We start from the raw sequence: 20498 nt of genomic DNA on the forward strand, positions 1-20498 counted from the left end.
CGCCGATGCGTCGCTCGAGTCGACCGGACCACTGTCAGCCGATCTGTTGACCGCCGGAACGGAGCGAAGCGTCAGCCGGATCAGTCGTCGAACCGATCCAATCGAAACATATCGATCGGATGGTCCGTCTCCCCATCGACCGCGAGGTCGGCGAGGATCTCGCCGATGACGCTGGCGAACTTGAAGCCGTGGCCCGAGAAGCCCGCGCCGACGGCCACCTGCGGGTGGTCGGGGAGGGTGTCGAGGATGAAGTGCTCGTCGGGGGAGTTCGTAAACATGCAGGTCGCGAGGCGCATCGTCGGCCCGGCGGCCTCGGGGAAGTAGTTCGCCGTGACCTCCCGGAGCAGGCGCTCGTCCTCGAGCCCGGGTTCGGTGTCGTAGTCGTCCGGATCGACCCGCTCGTCGCGGTGGTGGTACTTGCCGATCTTGAACCCCGGTACGTCGTAGATCGGCAGCCCGTAGAAGCGGCCCTCGGGAACCTTGAGGTTCCAGACGGGGAAGTTCTCGGGTTCGAACGTCGACGGTCGCTCGGGCTGGAACCAGCCGAGCACCTGCCGTTCGGGGACCGCGAGCCCCTCGAGCGCGTCGGCGAACTTCCCATTCCAGGCACCGGCGGCGAGCACCATCTTCTCGGCGTCGTACGTGCCGCGGTCAGTCTCGACGCGGACGCCGCCATCGGGCGTCGGCTCCCACTCGAGGACCCGTTCGCGGGCGCGGACCTCCGCACCCGCTGCCTGTGCCGTCTCGACGTGGCCGACGATCGCCTGTTCGGGGACGACGAAGCCGCCGTCGGGCTGGTACAATGCTCTGTACCCCTCCGGAAGATCGTAGCCGGGGAACCGCTCGGTGACCTCCTCGCTCGTGAGCACCTCGTGGGGAATGTCGTGTTCCTCGCAGGAGCGCAGCGATCCCTCGAAGACGATGTTGTCCTCCGGGCCGGCGTCGATCGACCCCGTCCGGTGAATCACCCCGCGACCGGTCTCGTCCGCGAGGTCGTCCCAGAGGTCGTAGGCCCGTTCGATGAGCGGGATGTAGGAGGGATGTTCGTAGTACGCGCGACGGATGATCCGCGTGATGCCGTGTGACGATCCCATCGTGTGGGGCACGTCGTAGCGCTCGAGTCCCAGCACGTCGAGCCCGCGGTCGGCGAGGTGGAAGGCCGTCGCGCTGCCCATCCCGCCGACGCCGATCACGACGACGTCGTATCGGTCTCCTGTCGGAGGCATATTGCCGACCGATTCGACGACGTACCCCTTGATTGTTAGTCCGTCTCACATCGTCCCTTTTTGAACCGTCGGCGGGCGACTGTCATCGGAACCGTCGGCCGACCGTCAGCACGGTTCGGGCCAACCGTTCGGTCCCGGCTATCCGGTCGACTGCCGCTCGAGGCCCTCGGCGGATACAGCGCCCGGCATCACTTATACGTACGAACTACCTGCGATCAAGCCTTATTGAGAGATGAGACATGAGATAGCACACAACATGGCCCGGTGGAACAACGGACGCGACGAGGTCGAACCGGTCAGCCCCGACATCACCGACGAGACGAATGCCCTGCCAGCGCGGTACTTCACCGATCCGGACGTCCACGAGATGGAGAAGGAGACCGTGTTCGGTCGGTACTGGGTGTACGCGGGACACGCGAACTGCATTCCGGAGCCGGGGGATCACTTCACCCGGAACATCGGCGACCGAGAGATCATCGTCGTTCGGACCCACGACGGCGATATCGAGGCGTTCTACAACGTCTGCGCGCATCGCGGGTCGGCGATGGTCGAGGAGACACCGATGACCGATCCCGGCAACGCGAACCGGATCCAGTGTCCGTACCACCTCTGGACGTACGACCTCGACGGGGAGCTCGCGAGCACGCCGAAGAGCTTCGAGGACGCGCGACTGAACCCCGACCTCGCAGACGAGGACGTCTCCCCGGTCGACCCCGACGAGAACGGTCTCATGTCGGTCCACACCGATCGAATCGGCCCGTTCGTCTTCGTCAACTTCGACGAGGAGCCGATGAGCCTCGCGGAGCAGGCCGGGACGATGAAGACCGAACTCGAGTCGCTCCCGCTCGAGGAGTACCAGCTCGCCCGGCGCATCGTCTCGGAGGTCGAGTGCAACTGGAAGGTCTTCGCCGGCAACTACTCCGAGTGCGACCACTGCCAGGCCAACCACCAGGACTGGGTCAAGGATCTCGAACTCCTCGACTCCGAACTCGAGGTCAACGACTATCACTGGATCCTCCACTACAAGCACAGGGAAGACGTCGAGGACGAGATGCGCATCCACGAGGAACACGAGGCGAAGTTCTACTACTTCTGGCCGAACTTCACGGTCAACATGTACGGGACCGCCGACGGCTACGGCACTTACATCATCGACCCCATCGACGAGGGGCGCTTCCAGCTCGTCGCGGACTACTACTTCAGGGATCCCGATCTGACCGAGGAGGAGGAGACGTTCATCCGAACCAGCAGGCAGCTCCAGGAGGAGGACTTCGAACTCGTCGAGCGCCAGCAACGCGGCCTCGATTCGGGTGCGATCGCGCAGGCGCGGCTCGGACCGAACGAGCACACCGTCCACAGGCTCCACCGCCTCGCACAGGAGGCCTACGAGGCCTAATCGCCCCGTTCTATCCGCCTTCGCTCATGACTCACCAACACCAGTCCGCGTTCGCGGTCGCGTGTCAGGAGTGCGGCGTCAGCGTGGAACCCGACTCGGCGAACGAAATCGTCGACTTCTACCGCCGACACCGTCGGCAGACCGGCCACGACGTGGTCCTCACGCATGCCGACCTCGAGTTCGAGCCCCCGGCCGCCGACGACCTCGTGACCGTTATCGCCGGCCTCGAGAATCACTACGAGAACGGCGTCCCGATCGGCATCGTCGCGGCGGCGATGAGCGAGCGGGGGCTCTCCGTCGGCGAAACGCTCGAGGAGATTTACGAGGTGCGGATGACCGGAGCGCTATACGAGCCCCGCGACGATCACCTCGCCGCGTTCTGAGACGACCCTCCCGTCCGACTCGCCGATTCTGCCGCGGCCCCGTGAGTCACTCCTCGAGGAGCGTCGTCTCGACGAGTTGCCCGGTCCCGCGACGGATGCGGCCGCCGACGGCCGTCGGAGAGATGTCGAGGTGTTCGGCGAGTTCCTCGAGCGAAGTTTCGCGGGGCTCTTCGAAGTAGCCCTCCTCATGGGCGCGTACCAGCGCGACGCGCTGTTCGTCGGTCAGCTCCGGGACCGTCTCGCCGGTCCACTCGTCCTGCCGAAACATCCGGTGCAGTTCACACGAGATGTCCGTCTCCTCACAGCGTTCCCAGAGCGCGGCGAGCGCTTCCCGATCGGGGAGGTGGAGACGATTGGTCCAGCCCCGATCGTTGGTCTCTGCCTTCAACAGCAGCCCGCCGAGTTCGGTCGCTATCGGCGAGATGAGCGCGGCGTCCTCGGTGTGCTGGAGCCGATAGACGCGCGTCGAGCCGTGCTCGTCGACGAGCATCCAGTCCGCGACCGTGTGATCGCGCTCGAGTACGTCCTCGAACGTCTCGTCCGCACCTTCGACGAGGTAGAAGAACAGGCCGGTCTCCGGATCCGTCGTGGAGTGAGGGACGACCTCGATGGACGCGTCCGGACAATCACGGATCGTGGGCGTCAGCGCCAGATCCGGGTGCGCGATATCGAGAATTGCGATCAGGCTCACGGCTTTTCACATCGGCGGCTGTCTCGTCGCCGCTCAGTTCGGGACTCGCCTCCCGATCGGGTTTTTTTCGACCGTACGTTAACGGGAACGCCATATTCGCACCCCATCTCGCCAGTAGTTACCACGCACCACCACTTAATCGTTTTCTCGAACCCGGAACGAGAGTTGTAACCGGTACCAGTTCATCACGAGGTCCCCGGAGTGCGCGAACCGCGTCCAGCGAAAACGTATCTACTACCGACTGATGACCCACCCGACGGCGGTCACTCGATCGGTGAAAGCCCAGCCGCTTTCCCGACCGACGCGCTACGTCTCGTATGATCGACCCCGCGCTCGAGATGGCCCTGCCGAACGTCGGTCCGGGACCGGATCCGCTCGCGCTCACGGACCTCGTAGCCCCGGTCGCGCCGGCGGATCCGACGACGGCCGAGGAGTCGGATCCCGCCTACGAATCGATCGTCCTGTTGCTCCACCGGGATCACCACGCCGGGCAGTGCCGCCGGCAGGTCCGGGCCGTCGCCGACCGCTACGACGAGTTCCGCGAACGGGGCTGTGCGGTCGTCTCCGTCGTCCCGGAGCCCCGCGAGCGCGTCCGAGAGTGGCAAGAGCGGTACGATCTCCCCTATCCGATCTGTGCGGATCCGGACGCGACGCTCGGCGACACGCTCGATCAGCCCGTCCGCCTCGGACCGGTCGGCCGCCGCTTCGACCTCGTTGGCCGGATGCCCGCCGCGATCGTGTTCGACGTGGGAGATCCCGCGGCCGACGACCTCGAGATCGTCGCGGCCCACCGCAGTCGGACGATATTCGATCGACCAGAAATCGACGCGTTGTTGGCCTGCGCCGACCGACGATCCTGACGGATGTTCGTCCGCACGGCTACCCCCAACGACACGCTCGAGGTCCGGCGCATCCTCGACGGCGCAATGCTCGAGCCGGGCAATGTCGAGAGCCGGATCGACGCCGGCGACGTCTTCGTCGCGGGAGATCGGCAGGGCGGAACGGCGACCACCGCCGGTGGCGATAGTGCCGCTCCCGCAGACGACCGGGGCGGAACCGAACGAATCCTCGGCACGGCCGTTCTCGAACCGCTCGAGACCGAGCCCGGCGCTCACGTGGGGGCAATCGGCGTCCGACGTCGCCATCGGGGCCGTGGCATCGGGCGGGCGCTGATCGAAAGGGCCCTCGAGCGCGAAGGCCGGCTGACGGCGCAGTTCGACGACGGCGTCCGGCCCTTCTACGAACGTCTCGGGTTTTCGATCGAGCCGATCGACGAGCAGCGTCACTCCGGTGTCGTGGTCGCGACCGACCGCGTCTGACCGCTGGCTGCGTCTGACCGCGGGCCGCACCGAGACATCTGTCCCCACTCTGCGTCGTGACCCGTCTCCTGCCGGCGGAGTTTTATCCGAGAGAACGTGGTAGTCACCTCCGCATGGCGCTCCAACGGATGCTCAGCGGCGATCCGTCGAAGAGTTCGAAGGTCTATCTGGCGATCGGTGCACTCTCGCTGATCAAAGCGATCGCGGTCCGGAAGGATCGAGAGCGGTTTCGGCGCGAGTTGACTGACGCCGGACTGTTCCTCGGCGTCGGGTTCGTACTGCACCGGTTCAGCCGGATGAAAGCGCAGAAACGACAGGAACTCGAGTCCCAAGTTCCGGACTGGGCGGCCGACGTGATGACCTCGGAATCCACCTCGAGAGTCCTCCGATCCCTCGCGAAGCAGCAACTCGGCGGCCGGTCGGAGCCCGAACCGGAACCGACGCTGCGCGACCGCGCTCGCGGCGTCTTCTCGAGTCGATAGCGATCCGCTCCGTCGATCCTTCTCTCACAGTCAGTCGGTGTTTGTCTCGCGGTCAGTCGGTGTTCGTCTCGCGGTCAGTCGGTATTCGTGTCAGTCACAGTCGCGGGCTCGGCGGACAGCGGCTCGAGCGCCGCCGAGAAGTGACGGAGCTCCGGGACTGCGGGGTTGGAGACGATCTCGAGTCCGGAAACTTCGTCGCGCTTCTCGAGGACGGCTTCGGCCGTCTCGACGACGTGATCGAAGTGCTCACGGTGGTAGGTCCGGCGCGGGACCGCGAGCCGAACCAGTTCCGGCCGGTCGGTCTCGGGAAACGCAAAGCTCCCGAGTTCGACCCCTCGAACCCCGCCCTCTCGATACAGTTCACAGACCAGCGCTTGCCCCGGAAACTCGTCAGGCGGAATTTCCGGAAACGTCGCTCCCGCGTCGATATAGACCGCGTGCCCGCTGGTTGGCGTGTACACCGGGAGTCCGATCTCCTCGAGCATCGCACCGAACTCGCGAACCTGTTCGACTCGGTCTTCGACGTACGATTCCTCGACGGCCTCGCGCAGGCCGACGGCCATCGCGGCGACGTCCCGGCCGGCCATCCCGCCGTACGTCGGGAACCCCTCGTAGAGGATCGCGCGCTGTTTGCACCGCTCGAAGAGCGACTCGTCGTCGGTCGCGACGAAGCCACCGACGTTCACTAACCCGTCTTTCTTCCCGCTCATGACGAGCGCGTCGGCGTGCCCGAGTTGCTCGCGAGCTACCTCGGCCACCGTCGCGTCGGCGAACTCGTCCTCGCGTCGGGTCACGAAGTAGGCGTTCTCCGCGAATCGGCAGGCGTCGATCACGAACGTCGCGTCGATCTCGTCGGCGAACGCCCGAACGCGACGGGTGTTCGCGACGCTGACCGGCTGGCCCGCCGCCGAGTTGTTCGTGATCGTCAGGATCACCAGCGGGACGCGCTCCGGACCGACCTCGTCGACGACCGCTCGCGCCTCCTCGAGCGAGAAGTTCCCCTTGAACGGCTCGTCCGTCTCCGGGTTATGAGCGCCCGACACGGGACAGTCGACCGGATCGGCACCCTGATTCGAGACGTGCGCTCGCGTCGTGTCGAAGTGGGTGTTGTTGAGCGCGACGTCGCCCTCGGAGAGCAGGGTGCCGTAGAGGACGTTTTCCGCGCCGCGACCCTGGTGAGTCGGCACCACGTGCTCAAATCCCATCACGTCCGCGACCGCGGACTCGAGGCGATCGAAGCTCGCCGATCCAGCGTACGATTCGTCGCCCCGGAGCAGCGCAGCCCACTGATCGTCGCTCATCGCGCCCGTCCCGCTGTCGGTCAGGAGATCGATAAAGACGTTGTCAGCGGAGAGATTGAACGCGTTGTACCCGGCTTCCTCGAGCGCTCGCGACCGCTGTTCTCTCGATGGGAGGCGGATCCGCTCAACCACTTTCGACTTGTAGGCGACCATAGCCGTTCGACACCGCCGCGCGTGTTCAGTCTAGGTGGAGTCTTGTGACCGTTGACGGCTCGAGACGGTCCCTTCCGGACGGATCGGCGCATCGATGGACGGAACCGGCGAGACCACCGCGGACGGAATCGATGGCAGCGGAGTTTTCGCGGGCGTGACCGATGACGGAGGGGTCATCGCTGGCGGGAGCGGTGAGGGTGGGACGGCCGGGAACGCCCCCTCTATCGGAGGGTCACCAATCGTCGATCCCGGCGCTGTCGAAGGCGTCGTCGGTGAGCCGTGTCGGCGTCGGATCGGGGCCGACGAGTTCCAGGTCGTCGGTCCCACCGTCGCGAATGGTGAGCGTACTCGACGAGGCGACCGCGGTATCGGCCGAGTCGGCATTCGTGGATGCGGTCGTTTCGACACCCTCGTCGGAGTCGGTCGTCCGGACGGGGGTCGAGTCGGTCGCGGTGAGCGCGCCGAGTTCAGCCGCCGTCGCGTCGACCACGGCGCCGTCGTCCCGCACGATCACGTCCGAGTCGCCGATGAATTCGAACTCGAGGTCCGCTCGCATCGCGGATTCGTCGTCCTCGGTGGTCCGACCCGTCTCGCCGGGATCGGTATCCCGGGAGTTCGAATCAGTCGTTTCAATGGCCTCGAGGTCGGCGAACAGTTCGGTCGCCGTCGTGTCGACGACATTGTCGGACTGCGGTTCGTGCTTTCCGCCGCTCTCGACGAGTTCGGTCGGTGTCTGTGCATCACACGCCTCGAGGATCGCGTCGGGATCGGGCTCGATTTCCTCGAAGACCTCCCTGGCCGTCGAATCGGTGCTCATGGTTCCCGCTCCACCGCGTTCCCCCTTCGTTACGATGGCGTTACTCCTGTATTACCGACCGGATACTCTCGAACTAGTGATTTTCACGAGTATCTACTGGTCGGGTTCGACGGGATGCAAAGAGAACGACGGTGGTCTCGAGACGAGGGATCGAAAGCGCTCGAGCGGATTAGAACAGGTCCTGGGTCAGCTCGAGGGTCTCCTCGCGGTCCTCCCAGTCGACGAAGAGGGCGACGCTGGTCGCGCTGGTGATGATGTCGTTGAGGTGGATCCGAGCCTCGGCGAGGGGGTTGACGATCTCGCTGATGATTCCCGGCTGGTTCGGGAGTTCGCCGCCGGTCACCCGGACGACGGCGACCGGCGAGTCGACGGTGACGCTCGAGAGTTCGTCGCTGGCGATGACCTCTCGGTGGAGGATGTTCTCGGCGCGTTCGGCCTCCTCCTCGTCGATGTAGAAGGTGATGGTGTCCATTCCGCTCGCGACGGCGTCGATGTTGACGTCGCTCTCGTCCAGGGCGGCCGAGAGGTGATGGAAGACGCCGGGCTGGTTGCGGATCGCGCGGCCGGCGACGGTCAGGCAGGCCAGCGGTCGCTCGCGCAGGTCGACCAGGCTCCTGAACTCGCCTTCGATACTCGTCCCGCCCGAGAGGAGGTCTCCGTGTTGGTAATGGACGACGCGCACGTCGAGGGTGCCGTCCTTGTACGACAGCGCGGAGGGCGCGACGACCTCGGCCCCGCGGAACGAGAGGTTCCGGAGTTCGTCGACGGAGATCTCGCCGACGTTGCGAGCCCCTTCCACGACGTGTGGATCGCCGGTCATGACGCCCTCGACGTCCGTGACGATGACGACCTCGTCGGCGTCCATGTACTTGCCCATCATGACCGCCGAGGTGTCGCTACCCCCGCGGCCGAGCGTCGTGATCGAGCCGTCCGGCCCCTCCGCGAGGAAGCCGGTCAGGACCGGCACCGTCTCGTCGAGTTTCGACGCGAGCTCGCGGCCGCGGCGCTGGGTCTCCTCGACGTTGACCTCGCCGTACTCGTCGGTGATGACGGGCCACTGGTCGCTGCCGGGCTCGAGGAAGATCGAATCGATGCCCCGGGCCGCCAGCGCGGCTTTGAGCATGCGAACCGACGTTCGCTCGCCCATACTGACGATCTGGGCGCGGTCGGCTTCGTCGGTTTCGAAGGTGATCTCGTCGAGCAGGTCGTCGGTCGTCGATCCCATCGCGCTGGCGACGATGGCGATCTCGTGGCCGTCCTCGACGGCCGCGGCGATCGAGTCCGCGGCGCGATTGATCCGGTCGCCGCTGCCGAGGCTCGTCCCGCCGAATTTCGCTACAACGCGCATCCTGCCACCTCACGAGAGAACCGCTTTGCGATACTGTGACTCATACTCGATCCGTTACCAGAGCGGGCAGATAACTGTGTCCCATCGATCTCACTTTTGCATGTGAAAACTGACAGCTGCTGGACCAGTCATGAGGTTCATTCGCGACTGGGATTTATTGTCGTGCGCGGCATTACCACACGCCAATGAACGTACGGGATGCACTCGAGGCCGACGCGGATGCGCTCGCGTCAATCGCGGACTCCCCAACGGACGTGATGCGGAATCTCGTCCACGATCGGACGGTGCGCGTCGCCGAAGACGGGAGTCACGATCCGAACGCCGACGTCTCGGGTTCGCAGTACAACGGCTCCAATCCGGAGGACCTGCTCGGATTCATTAGCTTCGACGCGCGCGAGGACACCGTCCACGTCACGCAACTCGACGGGACCGACGAGGCCTGCGAGCGGCTGCTGGCCGAGCCGGTTCGGTTCGCCGAGCGCGAGTCGATGGCCGTCGAAGTGCTCGCCGCACGGGATGCAACCCCGATCGAGAACGCCGCCGAAGCGCTCGGCTTCGAACGACGCGGTCGCGGTCCGCGGTTCAACGGGGCCCCGACGGTTCGCTTTCGACTCGAGCCCTGATCGACGACGAACGACCTGCGCTGTGGTCCGCGCCTCGAGTACTGGTCAGCCGTGCTACCCCGATACTATCGACGCCTGCAGCCACAGCGAGATTCTCGTCCATACAGACGATCGATGTGTCATTTCGGACCGGTCAACCGGCGTGCGGTGGCGCGCGCTGTTGGCCGACCGAACGCCAGTGAGGGCGGCCGACGACACTGTGCGAGGTCGTCGCGAGTGGAACGAGCGACTGCTTGGAAGACGCAAGCGTCTTCCAATGGATGAAAGAGCGAACGAAGTGAGCGAATGAATCGGCTGGGGAGGGTGTGGCCTCTCCATGTTGCCACGATAGCAGGACACTTCCTCTCACTCGTTCCCAGTGAAACTCACTTCTCCATTTACACGACTTATCGAACAGGTGATTCGAGAGAGCAGCGGAGAATCCGCCCGGAGAAAAATACGTCGACCTCGAGAGGAGACGCGATAACGGAACCTGAACGGAACGATCAACTGAACTTCTGCACCGTCACGTCGAGCGTATCCAGATCGACGATCGGGGCGAAACCGGCGTCGGGGTCGATGTTGACGCTCTTCTGGAAGTCGGTCTGGGCCTGCCAGCAGCCGGAGTTGATCGCGAGCACGTTGTGGTACTTCCCGAAGCCGAGTTTGTGGACGTGGCCGGTGTGGAAGATGTCGGGGACGTCCTCCATGATGAGGTAGTCCTTCTCCTCGGGCGCGAGTCGCGTGTGGCCGCCGAACTGCGGGGCGACGTGGCGTTTCTTGAGGAGGTGGTACATCGCCTTGTGGGGCTCGTCGTAGCTGGCCTTTTCCTCGGGGAGCTCCGCGATCACCTCGTCCAGCGAGACGCCGTGGTACATCAGCACGGAGACTCCCTCGAGGGTCACCGTCGACGGGTTGCTCACGATCTGTGGGTCGTGGGCGGACATGATCCCCCGAAGCTCCTCGTCGAACCCGGGCTGGGGCTCCGCGAGTCGAACCGCGTCGTGGTTGCCGGGGATCATGACAATCTCGATGTCCCCCGGCACCTTCTTGAGGTGCTCGCTGAACGCCTCGTACTGTTCGTAGATGTCGACGATGTCGAGTTCCTCGTCCTGATCGGGGTAGACGCCGACGCCCTCGACCATATCGCCCGCGAGCAGCATGTACTCGACGTGCTGGGCCTGCTCGGTGTGAAGCCAATCGGCGAAGGCGTTCCAGGCGTCGGCCATGAACTCCTGGCTGCCGACGTGGACGTCGCTGATCAGCGCCGCCTGGACGTGGCGATCCGCGGTCGAGGGCTCGTACGTTCGGGGCACGTCGGGGAAGGACAGCGAGTCGACGAACGCGATCCCCGAATCGTCCGCCAGCGTGCCCTCCATCGCCAGCACCTCGTCGCAGAGCAACTCGTCGACGAGGTCGACGTATTCGCGGTCCTTCATTACCAGCCACGGGAAGGTCCCGGTCGCGTCCTCGAGTTCGATCAGCCAGTGGCCGCTGGCGGTCGATCGGATGTCGTTGACCAGGCCGACCATCGCGACGTCGCTCCCGCCCGGCATCCCCTGAATGGCCGTTGCCGGACGGTGGTTGACCCGACCCCGCAGTTTCGTTCCGAGCCGTTCGAGCCGGTCCCGGAAGACGGAGACGAAGTCGCTGTACTCGCCGGTTCCCGTACTCTCGCCCGTCATATCGCCGGTTATCTCGAGCGACCGGATCGCGGGGTCGGCGGCGCGATCGGCCGGTGAAGACCCCTCCGTTTCAACTGGAGACGGGTCGGGCGAATCGCGTCCCTCGGTCGGCCCAGTTCCAGTTGAAGCGGAGGGGGGAGAACCAGCGGACGAGGCATCGGTTCGGGTGGCGTCGCGTCCCGCCGTTCCGCCATCGGCGCTGGCGGCTTCCGATTCGGTGGCACCAGCAGCGTTGGAACCGTCGGTTCGAGGCGAACCGGTGGTGTCGGGCCGCGAGAGGACCGACTCTACGTGATCGGCCTGGACGACGAGCGCATCGTTCGGGACTTCCTCGAGAACGCGCTCGAGTGCTGCGTTCGGATCCTCGGCCGCCGCGAGCCGCGTTACCGCTTCGCGTTCGGCGTTGTAGCCGCGGCTCGTGAGTTCGCTAACGAGTCGAGCGGCGGCCTCGAGTGGCACATACTCCGCATTCGCGAGGGACGGCAAAAGGATAGCGGATCCCCGATTTCTCGGCGTCGGTCGCCGATTGATGCGGAGTCAGTACGCGGTTGGTGCTAGCAGTAGATAGTAGCACGATTTCTTTATTCAGAATTATACGTGAAACTGAATTGGGCAGTTCGGTAACTACGTGTGCTTACTTATCGTCGTCAAGTTCCTCAGCAGTGAGTTTATGGCCAGTTTCCCGTCCATGTTTAATAATCACGTCTGAGGACTTTTGCCCTTCCTTTGTTACCAGCTTTGAAAAGGCACATTCAGTACACACGATGTGGACTTTCTGTGAGATCTGCGCGGTTCCGTCTGTCGAGATATTCTTGTTTTTGGACATATATATTAGGTATGGGGAATCCGTCTCTACTACAATGTGTCACACGTAACAGCGACGTGGAGAGAACAAGGTGCGTTCCGTGACAGAACGAGAATCTGGTTCCAGCGGCTCCTTCATCATTGGAGCACAAACACACGATATGAATCGTTATTCCGTATGAGATATATTCCTTATACGGTTAAAGGTTCCTATATGAATAGCACATGTCATCTTCTCTCTTCGAGTGATGTGTGCGCACCCTATACTGACCGCGAGTTTCACGACTCACTCTGAATAAAAAACCGTATTATCAACTACTGCTAGGGAAGCGTGCTGTCGATGTGAAGAGGGGAGGAAGGGGGGTTTCATTCCTGCCTTCTCACGGAGCCTTTCCTTCCCGCCATCTCACGGGATCAATAGATTCCTGCCGCGCGTCCATGAAAACGGTACTCCTCCCGCCGGAAGGTTGATGCCGGGTTCGGAGAAACGGATCGGCAATGGACGGCCCCGACGCCGACGACCGGAACCGCGATCGACCCGGTGATCGCGATCCGCCCTCGAGACCGGAGCGGGGCCCACAGTCAGGGACCGGCGACCGCGGTGGGACAGCCGGTTCGCGGCCGCGAGCGGAGCGCGATGACGCAGTCACGATCGAAGACGACGGCATCGTCCGCTGGTTCCTCGAGACCGACGATCGAGCTGGCACTGCGATCCGGGACGTCGCGACGATCATCGGGATCATCGCGGCCGTCAGCATCCTCCTGTTCGGGATCAGCGGCACCTGGCCGCCGCTGGTCGCCGTCGAGAGCGGCAGCATGGAACCCCACTTCGAACGAGGGGATCTCGTCTTCGTCGCCGACGAGGAGCGCTTCGCCGGCGATGGGGCCGTCGCGGGAACGGGAATCGTTACGTTTCAGAGCGCTCGAGACAGCGGATACGAGCAATTCGGGAGCCCGGGCGACGTGATCATCTTCGTTCCGAACGGCAATTCGACGCAGACGCCGACGATCCATCGTGCCCAGTTTCGGGTCGAACGAGGTGAGCGATGGGTCGAGACGAAAGCCGATCCTGCGTTTCTGAACGGTGCGACCTGCCACGATATCGCATCGTGTCCGGCCCCCCACGACGGATTTATTACGAAAGGCGACGCCAACCCGGCGTACGACCAGTTGGCTGGATCGGGTGCGAAGACGACCGTCGTCAGCCCGGAGTGGGTTACCGGGAAGGCGATGGTTCGGGTCCCGTGGGTCGGACAGGTTCGGCTGGCGGTCGATTCGATAGGCTCGACCGTTGGTAGCGGTCCGATCGTCGTCGCCACCATTGGAATTACGATCGCACTCGTCTGGCTCGGAGCAGCTGCCGGAGCGCGCGATCCGTAGAGGAGCCAGAATCCACAGCGTGGAATGTTGGAAGAGGAATCACCGTCGAACGGGGAACGATAACTCACGCGAACAGAAGGTTGATTTTCGGGCCCGATGAATCGGGTGACAATGAGCGGCTCTAGCTCCGGGAAGCCACCCGACGATTCCGGCGACGACGACCGTGCCCGGTCGACCTCAGATGCCGGACGTCCCCAGTCCCCGCCACAGGAACGAGACCCGTCACAGCCCAATCCTGATTCCGACGCCGTTTCAATCGAGGATGACGGGTACGTCCGCTGGTTCCTCAAAACCAACGACGAGAACGTTGTGATAGCGCGGGATATCCTGAGCAGCGTCGCTATCGTCGGAGTCGTCGCCCTCCTGTTGTTCGGAATCAGCGGTATCTGGCCGCCGCTCGTCGCCGTCGAGAGCGGTAGCATGCAGCCGAACATGCAGAAAGGAGATCTCATCTTCGTCGTCGAGGAAGACCGATTTAGCGGCGACGGAGCCGTCGAGGGGACCAGCATCGTCACCCACCGAAGCGGCCAGGAGAGCGGGTATAGTACGTTCGGCAATCCCGGCGACGTGATCGTCTTCAGGCCCGACGGTGATCGGGCGCAGACACCAGTGATCCATCGTGCCCACTTCTGGGTCGACAACGGCGAACACTGGGTCGATGAGAAGGCCAGCGAGGAAATCGTCGGCGACGCGAGCTGCGAGGAAGTCCCTAACTGTCCCGCGCCGTACGCAGGCTTCGTCACGAAAGGCGACGCCAACCCAGCGTACGACCAGATAGGCGGCGGTGCGAATTCCGGTATCGTCAAACCGGAGTGGATCACCGGCAAGGCGCAGTACCGGATCCCGTGGCTCGGATGGGTTCGACTCACCTTCGACAACCTCCTCGGTGGCATGCTCGTCCCCGCGTCACCCTCGAGCCCGTCCCCGTACGCGCAGCCGGACCCGGCGACGGCCGCAAACCCAGCCACAGCCGGGCTCGGACCGGATGGTGAACTCGCCGGCATCGCCGGCGGCGCCGGTGCCGGGATCGCGCTGGCCGCGGGCCGGTATCGATCCTAATTCTCGGTCGCGAACCGGCCGTTTCGAACGACCGTTCTGAATTTGTTCATCGAGGTCTCGAGTCGAAACGAGGGGGCTGAACGACGGCAGTCAACCCTACTGTTGCGTACTATCGCGGGTAGAGGGAGCCATGAATCTCACGAACGGTAACTAGCAATCGCAGCATCTGCTCGAAAACGAGATGGCAATCAAGCGCGATCGGAAACTGAGCAGCGTCGGATGAAATCGATCAGTGTCGGGCGATACCGACCACGATGCCAAAAGCGGCGTCGTGTCGAACGGAGCTGTCCGTCAGCGCACTCAGTTCTCGAACCGGGCCTGAACGAACGGCTGGACATCGTCGATATCGCTCAGACGGGAGTCGGAGAGCAACACGGCCTCCGTCTCTTCGAGTGGAACGGAGAGGCTGATTTCTTTCGTCCGGCCGTACCGGCCCTTCGAGACGACGACGGCGTTGACGATGCCGAGCATGTCGAGTTCGCTGATGAGGTCCGTTACCCGACGCTGAGTCAGAATGTCCGCGTCGAGCTCCTCGCAAAGGCGCTTGTAGATGTTGAACACCTCGCCCGTATTGATGCTGTGGACACCGTTTTTCTCGAGCAGGATGATCGAGAAGAGCACGAGTTTGCTCTGCGTGGGGAGCGTGCGGACGACCTCGACGACGCGATCGAGTTCGATCTTGTCCTGGGCCTGCCGGACGTGGTCCTCCACGATCGTCTCGGCCTGGGATCGCTCGGCCAGCTCGCCGGCCGTTCGAAGGAGGTCGAGCGCGCGGCGCGCGTCACCGTGTTCCTGCGCGGCGAAAGCTGCACAGAGCGGGATCACGTCCTCCGAAAGCGCGCCGCCCTGAAACGCGACATCCGAACGGTGTTCCAGGATATCCCGCAGCTGATTCGCGTCGTACGGCGGGAAGACGATCTCCTCTTCTCCCAGTGAGGATTTCACTCGGGGATCGAGAAAGTCGGTGAACTTCAGGTCGTTCGAAATGCCAATGATCGAGACCCGCGAGTTCTCGAGTTCGGAGTTCATCCGCGAGAGATTGTAGAGCGTGTCGTCGCCGCTCTTCTCGACGAGTTTGTCGATCTCGTCAAGCATGATGACGACGACCCGCTCGTCGTAATCGACGGCGTCGAAGAAGACGCTGTAGACCCGATCGGTTGGCCAGCCAGTCATCGGCACCTCCTCGAAGGATTCCTTGTCCGCCTCGAGTTCGTCGATCCGGGCTTCGACGGCTTCGCGGCTCTCGAACGACGTCGATTCGAGGGGGTGGTCCGGCAGGGCCGTGGCCGAATCGCCGGCCGTCGCGTTGCCGGTGCTGTCTGCGTTGTCGCCGTCTGACGGATCGGATCCGTCAGCAGTGGTCGACGGATCTCTCCCGTCCGAAGACCCCCCATTTTCGGGTGGAGAACCGTCGGAGTGAGGGGAACTGTCGTCTCTGGGGGAACCGCCTGTTGCCGTTTCGGACGACCCGTCATTTCGTGACTCCATCGTGTCGTCCGAAACGAAATCGAACGGATCCGATGCCGTCTGATCGTCCGTCTGTTCGGCCGAGTCGGCCGCGTCGCGTTCGCGGGCCTCCCGGTCAGCGTCGTACTCGTCGAGGGCCTCGAGCAGCGCCTCGAGGTCCGCGATTCGCACGTCGATCCGCTCTTCGTTCTTCTCGATGAACTTGTTCGCGAGTTGTGCGAGCACGCGATACTGCGTATCGGTGACCTCACAGTTGATGTACTCGACGTCGCAGGGGACGCTGTACTTCTGGGAGGTGCTCTCGAGTTCCTTGCTGACGAATTTTGCGCTGGCGGTTTTACCGGTCCCTGTCTTCCCGTAGATGAGGATGTTCGACGGCGTTTCGCCCCGAAGGGCGGCGACGAGGATCGTCGCCATCTTATTGATCTGATCCTTTCGGTGGGGCAGTTCGTGTGGCGTATAGGACGGACGGAGAACCTCCTTGTTCTCGAAGATAGGTTCGCCGCTAAGCAGATCGTCGAACAACCCCTGGTTCGACTCTTCGTCATCGAGATCCGTCTTCTCGAAGTTCGTCGAAAATCCAGTTGTTCCGTCGACCTCGACGTCGTCTGACCCTGCGATCTCTGAGTTGTCGTCTGACATTCGTCGTATCCAAACCCCCTTATTTCGAGTGGAGTCCTGAACCGGCAAGCGGGAATATCATCGTATCACGGCCTCCGTAGGCGGATTCATCGTTCCAGTAGCCTGACCCGGGTCCAGTTGATGCAAACGAAACAGAGGGAAACCACGCTAATAAATTCTTCCCTTCCCGCCGACCTATGCCGGGACATCGCTGCTGATCGAAAGCCATCGATCCAAAACGAGGAAATAATATTATCTAGTTTGCGTATGCGTGAACGTTGCCGCATATGCGTGAAATATGCGTGAAAGGTAATGCGTGAAAGGTAAAATTCCGTTTGAGCGGATTCGCCCGATCGACAGCTCGTGAGCTGAGCATGACGAGCCAAATGATCCGTGACGCTTTTCGCGATCTGCTACTCGGGAAGCGAGTGTACGGATAGAAAGCGTGGAAGAAATGGAGGAAAGGTGTTTGCAGAAACTATGACGTGTTGACGTGTGAGATTGGTGTGCTGAGAGATACCATCTCCCACGAGGGAGCGGGCTGACCCCCCACCCCTTCGTTTCGGGTGGAACAGTCAGAAGGAGGGGAGGGGGTGAAACGGAGTTTTATTATAGGAATCTTTATGTAGGTAGGTGAAAAACCACATCCGTAGAACTAGCAGATCAAACTATTTTACTAGGCTATTTGCCTGTATTACTAGAGTCAACTAGAATCTTTCCGTAGCGCTTCACATACTACTAGATCGCAGCTCTCGTTACTAGAACGGTCCTGAGCCATCAATTCAACCGAATCCACCCGTAGTGGCCCGTCTCGAGTCGAATCAAGGGGTCAACAGACGGATTCCTTCACCGATCGTCGACTCACACCCCTGTCCGTCTCCACTCGAAACGAAGGGGTGGGGGGCTCGAATCACCCAACGTCTCTCCCATTCAAGTCAACTTCCCAATCTTTCTGCAGGTGATGTGTCACCCTCCACCGTGGAATGTACCATCTTTTACCGTGATATGTAATTACACACCACTCGCCAACACACAAATCCGCTAACTAATTCACAGCTCTCACATCTCGGATCCCGAATCTCTACTGCTATTAATCGATTCGGAAGCGATCGTTTCGTCTCCAGCTGTCGCTCGAGCAATCCGACGCTTCCCGTCACTCGAGCAGTCCGTTTCGACTCAAGCAGTTCGTTTCGTGTTGATTTCTGACACTCCCTTCGACCGAATTGTCAACACGTCTGACGTAGGCTTAAGTGAGTTCGCTCAGTAGTACGCGCAGATGCACCCCGCGGTGCTGGAGGCCCCCACAGATGGGACTATTCACAGAACTCAAAGATAGTATCTCTCGGGCTGCGGATCGCCTGTTTTCGGAACAGGAGCCCAAACGAATCGGTATCTACGGTCCGCCCAACGCCGGCAAGACGACGCTCGCAAATCGTATCGCGCGTGACTGGACCGGTGACGCAGTCGGCACGGAGAGTCACGTCCCTCACGAGACGCGTCGCGCACGCCGGAAGGAAAACGTCGAGATTGAACGAGACGGAAAGACGGTGACCATCGATATCGTCGACACGCCCGGCGTGACGACGAAGGTCGATTACGAGGAGTTCACCGACGAGATGGACGAAGACGACGCCATTCGACGCTCCCGCGAAGCGACGGAGGGTGTCGCCGAGGCGATGCACTGGCTCCGTGAAGACGTCGATGGCGTTATCTATGTCCTGGACAGTGCGGAGGATCCGATCACGCAGGTCAACACGATGTTGATCGGTATCGTCGAATCCCGTGATCTCCCGGTTCTCATCTTCGCGAATAAGACCGACCTCGAGGAATCGAGCGTCAAGCGGATCGAGGACGCCTTCCCGCAGCATACGACCGTTCCCCTTTCTGCGAAGGAAGGCGAGAACATGGACGAAGTGTACGGGAAGATCGCGGAGTACTTCGGGTGATATCGAATGCCGAAAGCAACTAACGCAGACGATTCGGAGCCGGGCGACGGCGTACAGATCGACCTGATCAGCGGCGAGCGCATGGACGGGATGGCGACGATGGAGAAGATCAGAATGATCTTGGACGGCGTCCACGACGGCAACATCGTCATCCTCGAGGAGGGGTTGACGCCCGACGAGGAGAGTCGACTCATCGAGGTGACAATGGCAGAGATCAGCCCCGACGAGTTCAACGGGATCGAGATCGAGACCTATCCGAAGTCCGAGACCCGCGACTCGTCACTGCTCGGCCGAATTATGGGCAGTAACGAGGTCGAGGCGAAGCTGACGGTGATCGGACCCGCAAATCAGATCGAGACGCTCCACAAGGACGAAACGCTCATCAGCGCACTCGTGTCCCGTAACTAATGCCACATCAGTGCACGAACTGCGGCCGGACGTTTGCTGACGGCTCCAAGGAGATGCTGTCGGGATGTCCCGACTGCGGTGGGAACAAGTTCCAGTTCGCACCGTCCACCGCGGCCGCAGCTGAATCGTTCGACGGGGATGCCAGCGCTGGCACAGCCGAGTCCGTCACCGGTGGCGAACCCGCCGGTGTTACCGATTCGGCCACCGGTTCCAGCAACACGGACCCGTCCACCGAATCGGACAGCGTCACGACCCGAGCCGCGGAGACGGTTCGCGATTGGATGCCGGGTAGCTCCTCGGACTCGTCGACGGTGGCAGACGCTAGCTCCGACGACCCTTCTTCAGCCGACACACCGTCGTCGCCATCCGACACACCACCGTCGCCATCTGAGACACCTCCATCTTCAGCTGAGACGCCAGCGTCACCAGTCGAGACACCAGCGGACGCTCTCCCTGATGAACCGGCTCCATCCGAACGATCCGGGTCGGACAAATCCTGGCCCTCGGACGGGCGAGCGGACGCCACCGACGCAGAGACGGAGACATCGAGGGACGAAGAGTTCACCGAGTGGCCCGAAACGGCGCGACGACCCGAGGACCGACCCGGTGCCTCGAGTGAAAGGCTGGACGAGTCGAGTGAAACACCGGACGGCGAGTCAGTCGATGCCGAGCCGTCGACCCAACGATCGGATGGCCCGACGACGACGATGGCTGACGACGAGGGCTCGGCACAGGCCGACGCACGCAGCGAGATCGTTCCCCCGAGTGATCTTCCCGCTCACTCGGACGGGTTCGATCCGGCTGAGACGGAGCACGACACTGATGCGGACGGCGCAGCTGACGCCCCGGCAACGGCCGGAACCGACGACGCTCCGCCGGAACACGGCCGCGTCGTCAGCGAACCGAGCGGCGATCGCCCGTCGATCGAAGATCTCCGGGACGAACTCAACGAACAGTTCGAGAGCATCAAGATCGTCCGTCCGGGCCAGTACGAACTCAACCTGATGGAACTCTACAACCGCGACGAGTACATTATTTCCCTACAGGAGGACGGCCGATACGTTATCGACGTCCCGGATTCGTGGCGCGAGGGCAACGATAGCGACGACTGATTCGGTCGAACGCTGACCCAGTTGCGACGTTCTTGATCGGTGGGTCGCCGGCCACGCAGTCGATCGAAATCACCTCCGAACAGACACCGGACCGTTTCTACTGCAGTACGGTCATAAGTTCCAACAAAAATGATTATACTGCCGATTCCCTGTCCACTCGAAATACTGGTGCTGTCTCTGAAACGGATTTGATAGATGGGTATTCGATAGACGGGTGCTCGAGTCACGCAGCTCTGATATTGAGCGACGGAATCACTGTTACGTCGGTTCGATCATTGCCACGTCGGTTCGACGAGAA

At 62.5% G+C, this 20498-nt stretch carries 18 protein-coding genes; 11 read left to right on the forward strand and 7 right to left on the reverse strand.

The annotated features are described in order from the left end of the window. Positions 1-80: 80 nt before the first annotated feature. Positions 81-1226 carry an N-methyl-L-tryptophan oxidase gene (gene solA, locus HYG81_RS29305; RefSeq protein WP_180839638.1) on the reverse strand — a complete coding sequence of 382 codons (1146 nt, stop codon included), beginning with the start codon at positions 1224-1226 and terminating at the stop codon, positions 81-83. Positions 1227-1482: 256 nt separating this feature from the next. Between solA and HYG81_RS29310 the strand changes: the two genes are divergently transcribed. After that, entirely contained in the window at positions 1483-2622 is a 1140-nt protein-coding gene (locus HYG81_RS29310) for an aromatic ring-hydroxylating oxygenase subunit alpha (RefSeq protein ID WP_180839639.1), read from the forward strand. 26 nt (positions 2623-2648) lie between these two features. Further along, entirely contained in the window at positions 2649-3005 is a 357-nt protein-coding gene (locus HYG81_RS29315) for a hypothetical protein (RefSeq protein ID WP_180839640.1), read from the forward strand. Positions 3006-3051: 46 nt separating this feature from the next. Here the strand turns inward: HYG81_RS29315 and HYG81_RS29320 are convergent, their stop codons facing one another. Continuing rightward, positions 3052-3696 (reverse strand): helix-turn-helix domain-containing protein, encoded by a 645-nt coding sequence (locus HYG81_RS29320; protein ID WP_180839641.1) that lies wholly within the window; start codon positions 3694-3696, stop codon positions 3052-3054. Between the two features lie 317 nt (positions 3697-4013). On the opposite strand from HYG81_RS29320, the gene HYG81_RS29325 reads away from it, so the two are divergent. The 3 genes from HYG81_RS29325 to HYG81_RS29335 all read left to right on the forward strand — a co-directional run bounded on the left by HYG81_RS29325 (position 4014) and on the right by HYG81_RS29335 (position 5497). After that, positions 4014-4556 carry a redoxin domain-containing protein gene (locus tag HYG81_RS29325; protein WP_180839642.1) on the forward strand — a complete coding sequence of 181 codons (543 nt, stop codon included), beginning with the start codon at positions 4014-4016 and terminating at the stop codon, positions 4554-4556. A 3-nt stretch (positions 4557-4559) separates the two neighbouring features. Then, positions 4560-5015 carry a GNAT family N-acetyltransferase gene (locus HYG81_RS29330; RefSeq protein WP_180839643.1) on the forward strand — a complete coding sequence of 152 codons (456 nt, stop codon included), beginning with the start codon at positions 4560-4562 and terminating at the stop codon, positions 5013-5015. Between the two features lie 113 nt (positions 5016-5128). Continuing rightward, positions 5129-5497: a hypothetical protein gene (locus HYG81_RS29335; protein ID WP_180839644.1), complete on the forward strand. Its 369-nt coding sequence runs from the start codon at positions 5129-5131 to the stop codon at positions 5495-5497. 74 nt (positions 5498-5571) lie between these two features. Here HYG81_RS29335 and HYG81_RS29340 read toward each other — a convergent pair whose 3' ends face one another. The 3 genes from HYG81_RS29340 to HYG81_RS29350 form a co-directional block, all read right to left on the reverse strand. Next, positions 5572-6951 carry a tryptophanase gene (locus HYG81_RS29340; RefSeq protein ID WP_180839645.1) on the reverse strand — a complete coding sequence of 460 codons (1380 nt, stop codon included), beginning with the start codon at positions 6949-6951 and terminating at the stop codon, positions 5572-5574. Between the two features lie 232 nt (positions 6952-7183). Continuing rightward, positions 7184-7768 carry a hypothetical protein gene (locus HYG81_RS29345; RefSeq protein ID WP_180839646.1) on the reverse strand — a complete coding sequence of 195 codons (585 nt, stop codon included), beginning with the start codon at positions 7766-7768 and terminating at the stop codon, positions 7184-7186. A 169-nt stretch (positions 7769-7937) separates the two neighbouring features. Next, a complete protein-coding gene (locus HYG81_RS29350) occupies positions 7938-9116 on the reverse strand; it encodes an aspartate kinase (RefSeq protein WP_180839647.1) in 1179 nt (392 codons plus the stop codon). Between the two features lie 185 nt (positions 9117-9301). Between HYG81_RS29350 and HYG81_RS29355 the strand changes: the two genes are divergently transcribed. After that, positions 9302-9739, forward strand: a complete 438-nt coding sequence (locus HYG81_RS29355) for a hypothetical protein (protein ID WP_180839648.1) — start codon at positions 9302-9304, stop codon at positions 9737-9739. Positions 9740-10224: 485 nt separating this feature from the next. Here HYG81_RS29355 and HYG81_RS29360 read toward each other — a convergent pair whose 3' ends face one another. Then, entirely contained in the window at positions 10225-11862 is a 1638-nt protein-coding gene (locus tag HYG81_RS29360) for a DNA-directed DNA polymerase II small subunit (protein ID WP_180839649.1), read from the reverse strand. Positions 11863-12705: 843 nt separating this feature from the next. On the opposite strand from HYG81_RS29360, the gene HYG81_RS29365 reads away from it, so the two are divergent. Together HYG81_RS29365 and HYG81_RS29370 are read left to right on the forward strand one after the other, a co-directional pair. After that, complete coding sequence (locus HYG81_RS29365) at positions 12706-13587, forward strand: S24/S26 family peptidase (RefSeq protein ID WP_180839650.1); 882 nt, start codon at positions 12706-12708, stop codon at positions 13585-13587. A gap of 111 nt (positions 13588-13698) precedes the next feature. Next, entirely contained in the window at positions 13699-14646 is a 948-nt protein-coding gene (locus tag HYG81_RS29370; RefSeq protein ID WP_180839651.1) for a S24/S26 family peptidase, read from the forward strand. Between the two features lie 300 nt (positions 14647-14946). On the opposite strand, the gene HYG81_RS29375 is transcribed toward HYG81_RS29370, so the two are convergent. Continuing rightward, complete coding sequence (locus HYG81_RS29375; protein ID WP_180839652.1) at positions 14947-16755, reverse strand: AAA family ATPase; 1809 nt, start codon at positions 16753-16755, stop codon at positions 14947-14949. A gap of 1286 nt (positions 16756-18041) precedes the next feature. Between HYG81_RS29375 and HYG81_RS29380 the strand changes: the two genes are divergently transcribed. The 3 genes from HYG81_RS29380 to HYG81_RS29390 are packed head-to-tail and all read left to right on the forward strand — an operon-like array spanning position 18042 to position 20200. Then, a complete protein-coding gene (locus HYG81_RS29380) occupies positions 18042-18680 on the forward strand; it encodes an Era-like GTP-binding protein (protein ID WP_180839653.1) in 639 nt (212 codons plus the stop codon). Positions 18681-18686: 6 nt separating this feature from the next. Beyond that, positions 18687-19088: a DUF2073 domain-containing protein gene (locus HYG81_RS29385; RefSeq protein WP_180839654.1), complete on the forward strand. Its 402-nt coding sequence runs from the start codon at positions 18687-18689 to the stop codon at positions 19086-19088. Continuing rightward, positions 19088-20200: an OapC/ArvC family zinc-ribbon domain-containing protein gene (locus HYG81_RS29390; protein ID WP_180839655.1), complete on the forward strand. Its 1113-nt coding sequence runs from the start codon at positions 19088-19090 to the stop codon at positions 20198-20200. The genes HYG81_RS29385 and HYG81_RS29390 overlap by 1 nt, the downstream gene beginning before the upstream one ends. Positions 20201-20498: the final 298 nt, after the last annotated feature.

The organism is Natrinema zhouii (genome assembly GCF_013456555.2).
GTDB lineage: Archaea > Halobacteriota > Halobacteria > Halobacteriales > Natrialbaceae > Natrinema > Natrinema zhouii.

What these genes read in the sequence shown, in the direction of transcription:
- solA (WP_180839638.1), bottom strand. Translation starts at nt 1,226, where the DNA reads ATGCCTCCGACAGGAGACCGATACGACGTCGTCGTGATCGGCGTCGGC.
- HYG81_RS29310 (WP_180839639.1), top strand. Translation starts at nt 1,483, where the DNA reads ATGGCCCGGTGGAACAACGGACGCGACGAGGTCGAACCGGTCAGCCCC.
- HYG81_RS29315 (WP_180839640.1), top strand. Translation starts at nt 2,649, where the DNA reads ATGACTCACCAACACCAGTCCGCGTTCGCGGTCGCGTGTCAGGAGTGC.
- HYG81_RS29325 (WP_180839642.1), top strand. Translation starts at nt 4,014, where the DNA reads ATGATCGACCCCGCGCTCGAGATGGCCCTGCCGAACGTCGGTCCGGGA.
- HYG81_RS29330 (WP_180839643.1), top strand. Translation starts at nt 4,560, where the DNA reads ATGTTCGTCCGCACGGCTACCCCCAACGACACGCTCGAGGTCCGGCGC.
- HYG81_RS29335 (WP_180839644.1), top strand. Translation starts at nt 5,129, where the DNA reads ATGGCGCTCCAACGGATGCTCAGCGGCGATCCGTCGAAGAGTTCGAAG.
- HYG81_RS29340 (WP_180839645.1), bottom strand. Translation starts at nt 6,951, where the DNA reads ATGGTCGCCTACAAGTCGAAAGTGGTTGAGCGGATCCGCCTCCCATCG.
- HYG81_RS29345 (WP_180839646.1), bottom strand. Translation starts at nt 7,768, where the DNA reads ATGAGCACCGATTCGACGGCCAGGGAGGTCTTCGAGGAAATCGAGCCC.
- HYG81_RS29350 (WP_180839647.1), bottom strand. Translation starts at nt 9,116, where the DNA reads ATGCGCGTTGTAGCGAAATTCGGCGGGACGAGCCTCGGCAGCGGCGAC.
- HYG81_RS29355 (WP_180839648.1), top strand. Translation starts at nt 9,302, where the DNA reads ATGAACGTACGGGATGCACTCGAGGCCGACGCGGATGCGCTCGCGTCA.
- HYG81_RS29365 (WP_180839650.1), top strand. Translation starts at nt 12,706, where the DNA reads ATGGACGGCCCCGACGCCGACGACCGGAACCGCGATCGACCCGGTGAT.
- HYG81_RS29370 (WP_180839651.1), top strand. Translation starts at nt 13,699, where the DNA reads ATGAGCGGCTCTAGCTCCGGGAAGCCACCCGACGATTCCGGCGACGAC.
- HYG81_RS29375 (WP_180839652.1), bottom strand. Translation starts at nt 16,755, where the DNA reads ATGTCAGACGACAACTCAGAGATCGCAGGGTCAGACGACGTCGAGGTC.
- HYG81_RS29380 (WP_180839653.1), top strand. Translation starts at nt 18,042, where the DNA reads ATGGGACTATTCACAGAACTCAAAGATAGTATCTCTCGGGCTGCGGAT.
- HYG81_RS29385 (WP_180839654.1), top strand. Translation starts at nt 18,687, where the DNA reads ATGCCGAAAGCAACTAACGCAGACGATTCGGAGCCGGGCGACGGCGTA.
- HYG81_RS29390 (WP_180839655.1), top strand. Translation starts at nt 19,088, where the DNA reads ATGCCACATCAGTGCACGAACTGCGGCCGGACGTTTGCTGACGGCTCC.